We start from the raw sequence: 12,407 nt of genomic DNA, 5'->3' as shown, positions 1-12,407 counted from the left end.
CGGATGAAATTAATAATTGTTCTCATCCATGAAGACGCAGCCGCCCGCGCCATCCTGACGTCGATCGGCAAATATTTTTTGTTCTGACTATTTTCGGGCGTCGATCAGCGTCTCGCCGCCGCTCCGGCGCAACGCCACCGGCAGAACCTGGGGCAGAATCCGGGCGAACGCGGCCGCGTCATTGCTGGCGAAGCTGCCGCTCAGACGCAGCGCGCCCAGATCGGGCCGCGCCAGCCTGAGGCCGGTCGGGCCGTAGCGCTCGAACTCGGCCAGCACCTCGGCCAGCGGCCGATCGGAAAACTCCAGCCGCCCCGCGCGCCAGGCGGCCACGAATTCCGGCGACACCGCCGCTTTCCGGCGGAGCGAGCCATCGCGCCAGAACGCGCGCTGGCCATCGCTCAGCAGCAGCTTGCTCCGCGCGTCGCCGCTCGCGCCCGCGGCGGCCTCGGCATCGCCATGGTCGGCCACCGCCACCTTGCCGTGCTCCACCGCCACCTCGACTGCGCCGTATAGATTGCGCACAGCGAAACGCGTGCCCAGCACCGTCACCCGAACCGGACCAGCCGAGACGTGGAACGGCCGCCCGGCGTCCCGCGCCACCGCGAACATCGCCTGCCCGCGCAGCAGCTTGGTCTCGCGGCGGTCCTTGAAATACGCGACCTCCACCACGGTGTCCGCGTCCAGGCTCAAGCGGCTGCCGTCGGCCAGCGTCCGCTCCAACTGCTGGCCGCTCGCGCTGGCCAGCGTCTGCGTCCATTGCGGTTGGCTGGCCCGCCAGTGCCAACCCAGCGTACAGGCCAGCAGCAATCCGGCGCAGGCGGCCAAACCGTAGCGGCGGCTCCGCGACGGCGCGGGCGCCGCCAGCCTGCGCCGCCGCTCCCCGCTCAGGCCTGACAGCAAGGCATCGACTCGCGCATGCGCGGCGTAGGCGCGGCGGCGCTCGCCGGAGGCATCCAGCCAGGCGGCCAGCTCCGCCCGGCCAGCCTCGTCCAGCCCTTCCCGCTGCCGCAGGCGCCAGCGCGCGGCTTCCGCGTCGGCCAGTTCCCCGTTCGCCGCTTCCCGCTCGCGCCTCATCGGCCCTCCTCCTGTTCCAGCGCCCGCTTGCAAGCCAGCATGCCGTTGATGATGTGTTTCTCCACCATGTTCCGGGAAATGCCCATTTCCCGCGCGATCTCCGCCTGACTCAGACCTTCCAGCTTGAACAGCACGAAAGCCTGGCGGCAACGCGTCGGCAGCGCCGCGATCGTCCTCTCCAGCAAGGCCAGTTGCTGGCGCGCGGCCAGCCGCCGCTCGGGCTCGCAATGTGCGGGCGCGGCCAGTTCGATGTCCACCATGTCCAATTGCGGCCTCGCTTGCTCGCGGCGATGGCGGTCTATCAGCAGGTTGCGCGCGGCGGCGTACAGCAGCGCCCGCGGCGAGCGCACCGGCGCGCCCCCGGCCTCGCCCTCCGGCGCCTGCAGACTCAATACTTTCAGATATGCGTCCTGCGCCACGTCCTCGGCGCGCTGGCGCGAACCGGTGGCCCGGGTGAGAAAATTGAGCAGTTCGCGATAATAGCCGTCCAACACCAGCGTCGCCCGTGACAAAAAGGGCGCAGCATAGCGCAAGAATCAAATGATAACAATTATCGTTATCAGCAATATCGGCGATGGAAATGCGAAGGGCCCGGACAATAGCCGGGCCCTCGCGGTAATTCTTGGTGGGTCGTGCGGGATTCGAACCTGCGACCAACGGATTAAAAGTCCGCTGCTCTACCAGCTGAGCTAACGACCCATTGGGGTATTCGTGTCGGGGAGGGTGCAGGGATGGTGGTGGGTCGTGAGTGGCTCGAACACTCGACCTACGGATTAAGAGTCCGCTGCTCTACCAACTGAGCTAACGACCCATCCGGTCTGCACTGAAGACAGAAATGAACTTGATTGGTGGGTCGTGCGGGATTCGAACCTGCGACCAACGGATTAAAAGTCCGCTGCTCTACCAGCTGAGCTAACGACCCGCACAACGTACGGCGGCATGTCTAGGATGGTGGGTCGTGAGTGGCTCGAACACTCGACCTACGGATTAAGAGTCCGCTGCTCTACCAACTGAGCTAACGACCCGTCCGGGACATGCGACTACACTATATCAAGCTTTCTCTGGTGGGTCGTGCGGGATTCGAACCTGCGACCAACGGATTAAAAGTCCGCTGCTCTACCAGCTGAGCTAACGACCCATCGAGAGCTCGCAACTATAATGAAACGTTTCAGATGCGTCAAGCCGTATCGCGAAAAATTTCTCTCCGCCGCCGCCCGGAGAGGGGAACGAAAACGGAGCGAAAACAGTCGGAACAAACCGTGCCGGAATCATTCGCCTCTTGAAACAACGCTGTCCGATACCCATGTGAGATAAGAGGGCAATCCCTGCGTCAGCGGCAGCGCGACGATTTCCGGCACCTGGTACGGATGCAGCGCCGCCAGCCTAGCTTCCAGTTGCGGATACGCGTCAGCGCGGGTCTTGATCAGCAGCGGAATCTCCTCGGCCCGCTCCACCGCGCCCTGCCAGCGGTACACTGAACGGCAAGGCGCCAGAACATTGACGCAGGCGGCCAACTGCTCGGCCACCAGCGTCGTCGCGATGCGCTCGGCGGTTTCCGCGTCGGGCGCGTTGCAGACAACCAATAAACAATCGTTAGATGGAATCGGATTCAAGATGCGCGTTCTCCCGCTGCTGTTATTGATTTACCCGTTCGCAGAAATCGCCGCCCTGGTGGCGCTGGCCGACCGCATCGGCGGTCTGGCGGTGTTCCTGCTGGTGGTGCTGTCCTCGATGCTGGGCCTGTGGATGCTGCGCAACCAGAAGCTGGGCGCGCTGCTGACGCTGGGCAGCGTGATGCGCCAGGGCGACAAGGTTTCGCTGTATTCGCTGCTGTGGCCGCTGCGTTACGCGCTGGCCGGCCTGCTGTTCCTGCTGCCCGGCCTGCTCAGCGATCTCGCCGCCATCCTGCTGCTGCTGCCGCTGAAAGGCCCGGACATCTCGATGCGGACCACCGGCGCCGGCCCGGCCGCCGGGCCCGCCGCCAGCAGCGACGTCATAGAGGGCGAGTTCAGCCGCGTGGACGAAACCACGCCGCCGGGACGCCGCCTTCAGTGAAAACCCAGACGGTCCAGCGCCGCCGCGTCATCAAGGCAGCAGGCGATCCGCACCACCTTGTGCCGGCTCTTGTCGCCGGACAGCAGTTCCACATCGCGCTTGGCGACGCCGAAACGATCGGCCAGCCAGGCCAGCAACACGGCATTGGCCTTGCCGTCCACCGGCGGCGCCGCCAGCCTGACCTTCAGGCAGTCGCCGTGCTCGCCGGCCGCCTCGGTCTTTTTGGCGCCCGGCTGCACGTGCAGCGTCAGCCGGACGCAGCCGTCATGGCACGACAACCAAGGTTTCATCCCATTTCCCGCCCAAAACGGGAAGTGTAGTCCAAAACGCGGCCTGGAAGCAGCGCCGCCAAAAAGGAGCATCGTCATGGATATCGGCATCAACGAACAAGATCGCCAGGAAATCGCCCACGGCCTGTCCCGCCTGCTGGCGGACAGCTACACCCTGTACCTGAAGACGCACAACTTTCACTGGAACGTCACCGGGCCGATGTTCAATACCCTGCACCTGATGTTCGAAACCCAGTACAACGAGCTGGCGCTGGCCGTGGACGCCGTCGCCGAGCGCATCCGCGCGCTGGGCCACTACGCGCCGGGCAGCTACGCCGACTACGCCAAGCTGACCGCCATCCCCGAATCCGCCGGCGCGCCGCCCAAGGCCGAGGAGATGATCCGCCAACTGGTGGAGGGCCACGAAACCGTGTGCCGCACCGCCCGCAGCGTATTCGCCGTGGTGGAGCGCGCCTCCGACGAGCCCAGCGCCGACCTGCTGACCCAGCGCCTGCAGGTGCACGAAAAAACCGCCTGGATGCTGCGCAGCCTGCTGGAAAAATAAGCCGGCCGCGCGCCGCCGCCGAAACGCCGCCTTCGCGCGGCGTTTTTGCATGGCCGCCATGCTACACTCTGGCAAAATCCGGAAACCCGCGATGGCCGATCACCTGTACCGTCCCCGCCCATCCGCGTCCAGCGCCCCGCTGCTGTGGGTGGCGCTGGGCGTTTCGCTGCTGGCCCACCTGCTGCTGCTCAGCCTGGGCGGCCGCGCCTCCGTGCCTGACCGGCCCGGCGAAGCGCCCGCGTCCCAGATCAATATCCGCCTGGTCCGCCATCCTGCGCCGGCCGCGCCGCCGACCGAACGACTGGCCGAAATCGATCATTCAGGCTCGGGCAACAGCGCCGAGCCGCGCCAGCTGCTCAGCCGCCGCGAGCCGCCCAAGCCGCGCCCCGCCGCGAAAATGCCGCCGCCGGCTCCGGCCAACCCGATAGCCCGCCCAACCCCGGCGCCGGCCAAGGTCCAGCCCTCGCCGCCCAGCGGCCAGGTCAGCACCGGCTCGCTGCTGGCCCAGGTCGGCGCGCTGTCGCGCGGCGGCGACAACGCCATCGTCGACAACGACAAGGAGAGCGGCCAGGCCGGCAACGCGCTTGGCGAGGCGGCCCGCGGCTATCCGTGGGCGCGCTACCAGGCCGACTGGCGGCTGAAGGTGGAGCGCATCGGCAACCTGAATTACCCGGATGAGGCGCGCCGCCAGGCCCTGCACGGCGCGGTGACGCTGGAAGTGACGATAGCCGCCGACGGCAGCCTGCAGGGACAGCGGGTCACCCGCAGCTCCGGCAGCCGGGTGCTGGACGAAGCCGCCCAGCGCATCGTCGAGCTGTCCTCGCCGTTCCCGCCGTTTCCGCCCGCACTGGCCCGCGCCCCGGCGATGCGCATCAACCAGCGCTTCGTCTTCACCCGGGACAACCTCTTATCCAGCCATTGAACCAAGGAAGCATCATGTTTGAAGTCAACCGCAGCATCGCGCTGCTGCGCCCGCAGGCCCCGTTTCTAGCCTGGCTGAAAAGCCTGCCCGGCGGCATCGACCCGCAACTGACGCTGGAAGCGCTGGCCGCCGACAGCAACGCGCTGCTGATCCCGCCAGCGGAAGACGCCGACGCCGCGCGCCGCTTCGTGCAGCAACGCCATCGCCAGCTGTTCGAGGCCGAGCTGGCCGACTGGTGCGAAGACGAGAGCCTGTGGCCGCAGAACATCAGTCCCAACCTGTTCCAGCAATGGTTCAAGGTGGAAATCCACTCGGTGCTGACCGACCTGGTCGAAGAGCCGCTGGAGCGAGAGGCCTTCGCGCCGCTGGATCTGGACGGCCACGCCGATTAACCGCCACACACAATAGAGGGGAAACACATGGCGCACCACACCCGGATCAAGGTCCGCGGCTATCACCTGGACCTGTTCGGCCACGTCAACAACGCGCGCTACCTGGAATTTCTGGAAGAAGCGCGCTGGAGCCAGTTCGAAGAGCAAGGCGGACTGGACTGGTTCCTGAAATCCGGCCTGGCGCTGGCCGTGGTCAACATCAACATCGACTATCGCCGCCCGGCGCTGATGGGCGAGCAGCTGCTGATCGAGACCGGCCTGAAGTCCATCGGCAACCGCAGCGCGGTGATCCACCAGCGCGTGCTGCTGGAGGGCGCCGACACTGTAGTGGCCGAGGCCGACGTCACCTTCGTGGTGTTCGACGCCAAGCAGAACAAGGCGGTGGTGCTAGAAGGACAATTGAAGGCCATGCTGGAACAGATGACCGCCGGCCCGGTCTGAACCGGCGGCAGACACGACAGGAAATCGAGATGAAGAAGGGTTTGATCATTGCGCTGGCGCTGCTGGTCGCCGCCGGCGCCGCCTACAAGCTGATGTTCTCCGGCAACCCGGCGCCCGAGGTGAAGCTGACCTCGCTGACCGGCGCCGCCACCAGCACCTCGGCGCTGAAAGGCAAGGTGGTGCTGGTCAACTTCTGGGCCACCAGCTGTCCCGGCTGCGTCGAGGAGATGCCGGAAATCAAGAAGCTGCACCATGACTACGGCGGCAAGGGGCTGAACGTGCTGGCGGTGGCGATGAGCTACGACCCGCCCAACTACGTGCAAAACTTCGTCGCCAAGAACCAGCTGCCCTTCTTCGTCGCGCTGGACCCGCAGGGAACCACGGCCAAGGCCTTCGGCGACATCCAACTGGCGCCGACGACTTTCCTGATCGACAAACAGGGCAACATCATCAAGCGCTACGTCGGCGTGATGAACTTCCACGAGGTGCGCAAGCTGATCGAGCAGCACCTCTAAGCCGCAAACCTCCGCCCCGCCGGCCGGGGCGTTTTCCTACCCTCTCCCCCCGCACACCGCGCAGCCCGGATCGCGCGGCACGCGGATCTGCTTGAAACCGCCGTTCAGCGCGTCGTACAGCGTCAGTTTGCCCAGCGCCGGCGCGACGCCGGCCAGCAGCTTGACCGCCTCCACCGCCTGCAGGCTGCCGATCACGCCCACCAAGGGCGACAGCACGCCGAAGGTGGCGCAAGGGCCGTCGCTGGCCTCGCCCTCGTCCGGAAACAGGCAGTGGTAGCACGGCGAGGCGGCGTCGCGGCTGTCGAACACCGCCAGTTGGCCCGAGAAACGCACTGCCGCGCCGGACACCAGCGGCACCCTGGCGGCGACGCAGGCGCGGTTAACCGCATGGCGGGTGGCGAAATTGTCCGAGCAATCCAGCACCAGATCGTGCGCGGCCACCTCGGCCATCAATCTGTCGCCTGCCAACCGCTCGGCCAGCGGCCTGACCTCGATCGAAGGATTCATCGCGGCCATCCTACGCGCCGCCGACTCGGCCTTGCCCTGGCCCAGGCTGGCGGCGTCGTGGGCAATCTGGCGCTGCAGATTGGACAGCTCCACCGCGTCGTCGTCGACGATGGTGATCCGGCCGACGCCGGCGCTGGCCAGGTACAGCGCCGCCGGCGAGCCCAGGCCGCCGGCGCCGACGATCAGCGCGCGCGCCGCCAGCAGCCGGCGCTGGCCTTCGATGTCGATCTCCGGCAACAGGATGTGGCGGCTATAGCGCAGCAGCGCCTCGTCGTCCAGTTCGCGGTCTTGCTCCATGCTCATGCTCCAGAATGCGAAACGCCAGCCGGAAAGGCTGGCGTCGATAAGCGATTTGTGTCGAGCAAAACGCCTGAGACAAGGCGCGCCTCGTAGATTGGGCTGAGCAAAGCGAAGCCCAACATTACCGCAACGCAGTATCAAGCGTTTTGCCTTACTCCTCCGCCACCTTGCGGGCGAACTTGATGCCCAGCTGCTTCAGCTTGCGGTACAAGTGAGTGCGCTCCAGGCCCACCTTCTGCGCCACCCGGCTCATATTGCCGTTCTCCAGCGAGATGTGGTACTCGAAATAGCGGCGCTCCAGCTGTTCGCGCAACTCGCGCAGCGGGATGTTGAAGTCGAAGCCCGACTCCTCCACCGGCTTTTCGTGGCGGAACTGCGCCAGCACCTTGTTGACCTCGGCGGCGTCGACTTCATCCGACTCGGCGGTCAGCGCCAGGCTCTTGATGATGCTGCGCAGCTGCTCCAGATTGCCCGGCCAGTCATACTGGCGCATCGCGTTCAGCGCGGCGGTGGTCAGCTTGCGCGCCGGCACCTGCTTGGACTCCACCAGCTCCACCAGGATCTGCTCGGCGATGAAGGTGATATCCTCGGCGTGCTCGCGCAGCGGCGGGATCGGCACGATCACGCTGGACAGCGCGGTCAGCAGGCGGTTGTCGCACTCCGGGTCCACCAGCAGCTCCTGCAGCGGACGGCTGCAGGAACAGATCAGGCGCACGTTGAAGCGGTCGAGCTTGGACAGCAGGAACAACAGGCCCTGCTGCACGCGGCGGCTGTACTGGCCGATCTCCGGCAGGTAGAGCACGCCGTTGTTGGCCTTCTGCAAGAGCTCCAGCGGCGCGTCCGCCAGCTGCTCCAGCTTGGCCGGCGTCACCCAGGGCGTGTTTCCCTGATGGAAAAAGCGCGCCACCAGCTCGAAGCCGGAGCCGGACTCGCCGGTCAGCAGCACCGGCGACTTGACCTTGGCCACGCGCTCCAGCTGGCGCTTGAGCTCCTGGATCGGCTCGCTGCGGCCCAGCTTGTCCAGGTTCAGCGAGGTGTTGGCCTGCATGTCGCCGTATTTCAGCGCGCGCTGAACGGTGGTCAACAGCTTCTGCAGCGCGATCGGCTTTTCCAGGAAGTCGAAGGCGCCGATGCGAGTGGCTTCCACCGCGGTGTCTATGCTGGCGTGACCGGACATCATCACCACCGGCATGTTGAGCAGGCCGGACTTGGCCCACTCCTTCAGCAGGGTGACGCCGTCGCAGTCTGGCATCCAGATGTCCAGCAGCACCAACGCCGGCCGGGTCTGATTGCGCAATTGGCGGGCCACTTCGGCGTTTTCCGCCAAAGCCACGGTATAACCTTCGTCCTGCAGGATCTCGGAGAGCAGCTCTCGGATGCCGATCTCGTCGTCCACAATCAAAATGTCGCTGCTACGCATTAGGCCTCCAGCAATGGCAGGGAGAGAAGGACACGCGCCCCATGCTGCCCGGCGTTCCCCAAAATGACCTGTCCATGGTGTTCTTCCATAATCTTCTTGACCACGGCCAGTCCAAGACCGGTTCCCTTGGCTTTACTGGTCACATATGGCTCGAACGCGCGTCTGAGGATGTCCGGGCCGAAGCCCGCGCCATTGTCCTCGACGCTGACGAGCGCGTTTCCTTCTTCTTGTCGGCTGCTAATTTGAATCATCGGGATGCCAACGTCAAGGACTGCATCCTGGGCGTTTTGCATCAGGTTATGCAGCACCTGCCGCAGCAGAGCCGCATCCCCCATTATCATCAGCGGAACTTCGTCCAGCGCAATCTTAACAGCAGGATTGGATTCGTAAAGGGCCATCACCTCCCGGATCACCTGATTGAGATCAAGTTTCACCAGTTTGATCTTGGGTGCGCGGGCATAGTCGCGGAACGCCTCCACCATGCTTTTCAGCGCGCCCACCTGCTTGATGATGGTGTCGGTGGAGCGCTTGAGCATGTCGGCGTCCGGCCCTTCCAGCTTGTCCGCCAGCTTCATCGCCAGCCGTTCGGCGGACAGCTGGATGGGGGTGAGCGGATTGCGGATCTCGTGCGCCAAACGCTTGGCCACCTCGCCCCAGGCCGCGTCGCGCTGGGCGCGGGCGAGCTCGGTGATGTCGTTGAACACCAGCACGTAGCCGTCGCTGGAATGCTCGGGCAGCCGCGCGCCGCGCACCAGCAGCGTGCGCTCGCCCTGGGCGGTGTCGTAGCCGAGCTGGGTCTGCCAGTCGCTCTCGACATCGCTGTCTGCGTGCTGCATCACCGTTTCCACCAGGCTGGCCACCGCCGGCATCACGCCGCCCCACTCGGGAAAGCGGTGCTCGGCCAGCAGGTTGAAATCGAAGCCCAGAATGCGCGAGGCGCTGGTATTGGCGGCGCGGATCTGCCAGTCGCCGCCGAAGGCGATCACGCCGGCCGACAGGTTCGCCAGTATGCTTTCCAGATAAAGCTTGCCGCCCTCGAGCTCGCCGCGGCTCTTTTCCGCCAGCTGCCGCGCCTCGTCCAATTGCTGCGTCATACGGTTGAACAGCGTGGTCAGCATGCCCAGCTCGTCGCGGCGGTAGACCGGATGGCGCTTGGAAAAGTCGCCCTGCGCCACCGCCCGGGTGCCGGCCGCCAGCTCGGACAGGGGCGCCGACAGCCGCTCCGACAGGAACAGCGCGAAAGCCAGCGCCGCGGTCAGCGCCAGCAGCACCGCCAGCGCCAGCGTCAGCATGTAGAAGGTGCGCAAGCCCTGCCGCGCCAGCAGCAATTGCCGATATTCGGAGCGAGCGCTTTCGATCTGTTCGGCGTCGCGGCTGATATCCGCCGGCGCCGCCTGCAGCAGCTGCAGCACCCGCGTCTGCTCGCCCGGGCCCCGGTAAGCCAGCAGCACTCTCAGCGCCAGTCCGTTGTTGCCGTCGTTTTCTATGCTCTGCTGCGGCGTGCGCAGCTTGACCCCGCGCAGCGCCTCATGGCCAGGGGATTGCGGCAGTCCGCGCGCGTCGCCGCCAGCGAAAGCCAGCAACTGGCCGTTGCCGCGGCTGAAGATGGCGATTTCCTTCAGGCCCAGCTGCTCGCGCAGCCGTTCCAGCCGCACCGGCAGCACGCCGTCCGGCAGCGCCTCCACCTCGTCCTGCACCATCCGCCCCTTGCGGCCAACGTCGTCCAGCACGTAGTTGAGCGCGCTGCGGCCCAGCACCAGGCCGCGGTCCAGCGCCGCCTCGACGCGCACGTCGAACCAGCTTTCAATACTGCGGGTCAGGAATTGCGCCGACACGGTGAACACCAACAGGCCCGGCACCAGCGCGACGCCGGCGAACATCAGCGCCAGCTTCTGCGTCAGCTTGGCACCGAACACGCGGTTCTTCACCCGCTGGCGCAAGCGCCACAGCTGGCGCCCCACCACCCCGAGCAGGGCCAGCAACAACAGGCTGTTCAGCCCGAACACCCACCAGTAGTAATCGTTGAGCTTGGAAGCGTTGCCGGTGGCCACCGCCAGCAGATAAAGCAGGATGGCCCCGACCGTCGCCATCGCGATGGTGGCGTAGCGCATCAGCCGGCGTCCTTGACGTCCAGCCTGATCCAGCCGGAATCCAGCGACCAGTCGTCAGAGCCCAGCGCGTTCATCTGGAAGGGCTTGGGCAGATCGCCGATGTCCAGCAGCAACCGGACCTGGCCGGCCACCTGGCCGGGCTTCTTCGGGTCCAGCGTGCCGGGGTTGAGCACGCGCCAGCCCTGGATCGCGCCGAGGGCGGACAAGGCTTCGCGCAAGGTGGGATAGTAATTGGACAGGCTGCCGATAGTGACGCGGTAGCGGCCGGTCAAGGGCTGGTAGGACAGTTTGAAAGCCAGCTGCGCGTGCGGGTCGAACCACTCGCGCAGCGACAGGTAATATGACGTGGTGCGGGGCTTGGTCAGCTCGAACTCCAGCCGGAAGCCCAACACCACCCCCTGCTCCAGCGCCTCGCTGAGGCTGGGGGTGAGCTTGGTGAGGAAACGGGTGCTGACCGCCAGCGTGCCGTCCGGCATCACCTCGGCCTCCGCGCGGCGCGAGCCTATGGTGTCGGCCAGCGCCGGCGGCAGCAGGCAACAGAGCAGAGCCAACAGCAGGCTAATGTTTCTCAAGCAGCGCGTAATAGAAGCCGTCATGTCGCTCACAAGGCAGCAGTTGTTCTTCTTTCAGGCACACCGCATCCGCGTGGCGCTTGAGGAAGCCCTCCAATTGCTGGCGGTTTTCTTCGGGAAAAATCGAGCAGGTAGCGTATAGCATTTTTCCCCCGCTGGCGAGCAGCGGCCACAGCGCGTCGGCCATCGCCGCCTGCTGCTCTCCCAGCGCGGCGAAATCGCCGGGCCGGCGCAGCCATTTGATGTCCGGATGGCGTCTCACCACGCCGGAAGCCGAGCACGGCACGTCAGCCAGGATGCGGTCGAACGGACGGCCGCCCCACCAGTCGTCCGGCCGCGAGGCGTCGGCCTCGATCAACTGGGCGGACAGGCCCAACCGGCGCAGATTGTCGCCGACGCGGGCCAGCCGCGTGGCGTCGATGTCCAGCGCGGTCACCTCCACGTCGGCGCGCTCCAGCATGTGGCCGGTCTTGCCGCCCGGCGCGGCGCAGGCGTCCAGCACCCGCAAGCCCGGCTGCAGGTCCAGCCAGTGCGCGGCGCGCTGCGCGCCCTCGTCCTGCACCGAGGCCAGGCCGTCGGCGAAGCCGGGCAGATCGCGCACCGCCACCGGCCGCGCCAGTTGCACCGCGTCGTCACCCAGGGCCTTGGCCGCCAGGCCGGCCTCCTCCAGCCGGCCCAGATAGTCGTCCACCGAGACGCGGCGGCGATTGACGCGCAGCGTCAGCGGCGGGTGGACGTTGCTGGCGTCCAGGATGCCGCGCCATTCCGCGGGATAGGCCGCCTTCAGCCGCGCCACCCACCAGTCCGGATGGTTGGCCTGCGCCACCTCATCGGCCGCGGCGTTGGCCAGCAGCTCGTCGCGGCGGCGCTGGAAGTTGCGCAGCACGCCGTTGACCAGCGCCTTGAACTTGCCGCGCGCCATCATGCCGGCCAGCGTCACCGCCTCGTGCACCACCGCGTACTGCGCGGCGCGGGTGTATTGCAGCTGGTACAGCGCGATCAGCAGCAGGCGCTCCACCTGCGGCTCCGGCAGCGGATGCGGCACCAGCTGGCGCAGGCAGTGGCGCAGCACGCCCAGATGGCGCAGGCTGCCGTAGCTCAGGTCCTGCAGCGCGCCGCGTTCGGCTGGCGTCAGCTTGCCGGCCTGGCGATGGGCGTCGGCCAGCGCGTCGGTGAGGGTGGTGCCGGCCTCGATGCGGGCCAGGATCTCGGCGGCCAGTTGCTGGATTTGATGCATGATGTGTCTTTCGATGAAACAAGGCCA

Annotated in this window: 15 protein-coding genes and 5 tRNA genes; 6 read left to right on the top strand and 14 right to left on the bottom strand. The window is 66.3% G+C overall.

The window, feature by feature from the left end:
- Positions 1-87: 87 nt before the first annotated feature.
- The 8 genes from BKX93_RS16165 to cutA all read right to left on the bottom strand — a co-directional run bounded on the left by BKX93_RS16165 (position 88) and on the right by cutA (position 2,657).
- On the bottom strand, positions 88-1,074 hold the full coding sequence (locus BKX93_RS16165) for a FecR family protein (RefSeq protein ID WP_070980602.1): 987 nt from the start codon (positions 1,072-1,074) through the stop codon (positions 88-90).
- The gene (locus BKX93_RS16160; protein ID WP_052717433.1) at positions 1,071-1,568 is read right to left on the bottom strand and encodes a sigma-70 family RNA polymerase sigma factor; all 498 of its coding nucleotides are present in this window, start codon (positions 1,566-1,568) and stop codon (positions 1,071-1,073) included. Before BKX93_RS16160 ends, BKX93_RS16165 begins: the two co-directional genes overlap by 4 nt.
- 129 nt (positions 1,569-1,697) lie before the next feature.
- Positions 1,698-1,773, bottom strand: a tRNA-Lys gene (locus BKX93_RS16155).
- A 36-nt stretch (positions 1,774-1,809) separates the two neighbouring features.
- Positions 1,810-1,885 (bottom strand) — tRNA-Lys (locus BKX93_RS16150).
- A 35-nt stretch (positions 1,886-1,920) separates the two neighbouring features.
- Positions 1,921-1,996, bottom strand: a tRNA-Lys gene (locus tag BKX93_RS16145).
- A gap of 27 nt (positions 1,997-2,023) precedes the next feature.
- A tRNA-Lys gene (locus BKX93_RS16140) sits at positions 2,024-2,099 on the bottom strand.
- Between the two features lie 37 nt (positions 2,100-2,136).
- Positions 2,137-2,212, bottom strand: a tRNA-Lys gene (locus BKX93_RS16135).
- A 130-nt stretch (positions 2,213-2,342) separates the two neighbouring features.
- Complete coding sequence (cutA, locus tag BKX93_RS16130) at positions 2,343-2,657, bottom strand: divalent-cation tolerance protein CutA (RefSeq protein WP_200896587.1); 315 nt, start codon at positions 2,655-2,657, stop codon at positions 2,343-2,345.
- Positions 2,658-2,688: 31 nt separating this feature from the next.
- Between cutA and BKX93_RS16125 the strand changes: the two genes are divergently transcribed.
- Positions 2,689-3,129 carry an FxsA family protein gene (locus BKX93_RS16125; RefSeq protein WP_070980600.1) on the top strand — a complete coding sequence of 147 codons (441 nt, stop codon included), beginning with the start codon at positions 2,689-2,691 and terminating at the stop codon, positions 3,127-3,129.
- Here BKX93_RS16125 and BKX93_RS16120 read toward each other — a convergent pair.
- The gene (locus BKX93_RS16120) at positions 3,123-3,419 is read right to left on the bottom strand and encodes a DUF167 domain-containing protein (RefSeq protein ID WP_070980597.1); all 297 of its coding nucleotides are present in this window, start codon (positions 3,417-3,419) and stop codon (positions 3,123-3,125) included. The genes BKX93_RS16125 and BKX93_RS16120 overlap by 7 nt on opposite strands.
- A gap of 76 nt (positions 3,420-3,495) precedes the next feature.
- Between BKX93_RS16120 and BKX93_RS16115 the strand changes: the two genes are divergently transcribed.
- The 5 genes from BKX93_RS16115 (at position 3,496) to BKX93_RS16095 (ending at position 6,233) form a co-directional block, all read left to right on the top strand.
- Positions 3,496-3,963, top strand: coding sequence for a Dps family protein (locus BKX93_RS16115; RefSeq protein ID WP_021475269.1), 468 nt, complete (start codon positions 3,496-3,498; stop codon positions 3,961-3,963).
- Positions 3,964-4,054: 91 nt separating this feature from the next.
- A complete protein-coding gene (locus BKX93_RS16110) occupies positions 4,055-4,885 on the top strand; it encodes an energy transducer TonB (protein WP_046167205.1) in 831 nt (276 codons plus the stop codon).
- Between the two features lie 14 nt (positions 4,886-4,899).
- A complete protein-coding gene (locus BKX93_RS16105) occupies positions 4,900-5,277 on the top strand; it encodes a hypothetical protein (RefSeq protein WP_046158940.1) in 378 nt (125 codons plus the stop codon).
- Between the two features lie 27 nt (positions 5,278-5,304).
- Entirely contained in the window at positions 5,305-5,718 is a 414-nt protein-coding gene (locus tag BKX93_RS16100; RefSeq protein ID WP_070980595.1) for an acyl-CoA thioesterase, read from the top strand.
- 29 nt (positions 5,719-5,747) lie between these two features.
- Positions 5,748-6,233: a TlpA family protein disulfide reductase gene (locus tag BKX93_RS16095; RefSeq protein ID WP_070980592.1), complete on the top strand. Its 486-nt coding sequence runs from the start codon at positions 5,748-5,750 to the stop codon at positions 6,231-6,233.
- Positions 6,234-6,269: 36 nt separating this feature from the next.
- On the opposite strand, the gene BKX93_RS16090 is transcribed toward BKX93_RS16095, so the two are convergent.
- The 5 genes from BKX93_RS16090 to rsmB form a co-directional block, all read right to left on the bottom strand.
- Positions 6,270-7,037, bottom strand: coding sequence for a HesA/MoeB/ThiF family protein (locus BKX93_RS16090; RefSeq protein WP_115616297.1), 768 nt, complete (start codon positions 7,035-7,037; stop codon positions 6,270-6,272).
- 154 nt (positions 7,038-7,191) lie between these two features.
- Positions 7,192-8,460, bottom strand: a complete 1,269-nt coding sequence (locus BKX93_RS16085) for a sigma-54-dependent transcriptional regulator (protein ID WP_011137805.1) — start codon at positions 8,458-8,460, stop codon at positions 7,192-7,194.
- Positions 8,460-10,571 (bottom strand): sensor histidine kinase, encoded by a 2,112-nt coding sequence (locus BKX93_RS16080; RefSeq protein ID WP_070980590.1) that lies wholly within the window; start codon positions 10,569-10,571, stop codon positions 8,460-8,462. Before BKX93_RS16080 ends, BKX93_RS16085 begins: the two co-directional genes overlap by 1 nt.
- Positions 10,571-11,143 carry a DUF4390 domain-containing protein gene (locus BKX93_RS16075; RefSeq protein ID WP_231161921.1) on the bottom strand — a complete coding sequence of 191 codons (573 nt, stop codon included), beginning with the start codon at positions 11,141-11,143 and terminating at the stop codon, positions 10,571-10,573. The genes BKX93_RS16080 and BKX93_RS16075 overlap by 1 nt, the downstream gene beginning before the upstream one ends.
- Positions 11,130-12,380 (bottom strand): 16S rRNA (cytosine(967)-C(5))-methyltransferase RsmB, encoded by a 1,251-nt coding sequence (rsmB, locus tag BKX93_RS16070; RefSeq protein ID WP_046158946.1) that lies wholly within the window; start codon positions 12,378-12,380, stop codon positions 11,130-11,132. Before rsmB ends, BKX93_RS16075 begins: the two co-directional genes overlap by 14 nt.
- Positions 12,381-12,407: the final 27 nt, after the last annotated feature.

The sequence above is a fragment of the Chromobacterium vaccinii genome (assembly GCF_001855275.1).
Taxonomy (GTDB): domain Bacteria; phylum Pseudomonadota; class Gammaproteobacteria; order Burkholderiales; family Chromobacteriaceae; genus Chromobacterium; species Chromobacterium vaccinii.
Note: the sequence above shows the minus strand (reverse complement) of the source record. Positions and strands in the feature narration are given on the sequence as shown.

What these genes read in the sequence shown, in the direction of transcription:
- BKX93_RS16110 (WP_046167205.1), top strand. Translation starts at nt 4,055, where the DNA reads ATGGCCGATCACCTGTACCGTCCCCGCCCATCCGCGTCCAGCGCCCCG.
- BKX93_RS16165 (WP_070980602.1), bottom strand. Translation starts at nt 1,074, where the DNA reads ATGAGGCGCGAGCGGGAAGCGGCGAACGGGGAACTGGCCGACGCGGAA.
- BKX93_RS16125 (WP_070980600.1), top strand. Translation starts at nt 2,689, where the DNA reads ATGCGCGTTCTCCCGCTGCTGTTATTGATTTACCCGTTCGCAGAAATC.
- BKX93_RS16095 (WP_070980592.1), top strand. Translation starts at nt 5,748, where the DNA reads ATGAAGAAGGGTTTGATCATTGCGCTGGCGCTGCTGGTCGCCGCCGGC.
- rsmB (WP_046158946.1), bottom strand. Translation starts at nt 12,380, where the DNA reads ATGCATCAAATCCAGCAACTGGCCGCCGAGATCCTGGCCCGCATCGAG.
- BKX93_RS16120 (WP_070980597.1), bottom strand. Translation starts at nt 3,419, where the DNA reads ATGAAACCTTGGTTGTCGTGCCATGACGGCTGCGTCCGGCTGACGCTG.
- BKX93_RS16115 (WP_021475269.1), top strand. Translation starts at nt 3,496, where the DNA reads ATGGATATCGGCATCAACGAACAAGATCGCCAGGAAATCGCCCACGGC.
- BKX93_RS16090 (WP_115616297.1), bottom strand. Translation starts at nt 7,037, where the DNA reads ATGGAGCAAGACCGCGAACTGGACGACGAGGCGCTGCTGCGCTATAGC.
- BKX93_RS16105 (WP_046158940.1), top strand. Translation starts at nt 4,900, where the DNA reads ATGTTTGAAGTCAACCGCAGCATCGCGCTGCTGCGCCCGCAGGCCCCG.
- BKX93_RS16100 (WP_070980595.1), top strand. Translation starts at nt 5,305, where the DNA reads ATGGCGCACCACACCCGGATCAAGGTCCGCGGCTATCACCTGGACCTG.
- BKX93_RS16085 (WP_011137805.1), bottom strand. Translation starts at nt 8,460, where the DNA reads ATGCGTAGCAGCGACATTTTGATTGTGGACGACGAGATCGGCATCCGA.
- BKX93_RS16080 (WP_070980590.1), bottom strand. Translation starts at nt 10,571, where the DNA reads ATGCGCTACGCCACCATCGCGATGGCGACGGTCGGGGCCATCCTGCTT.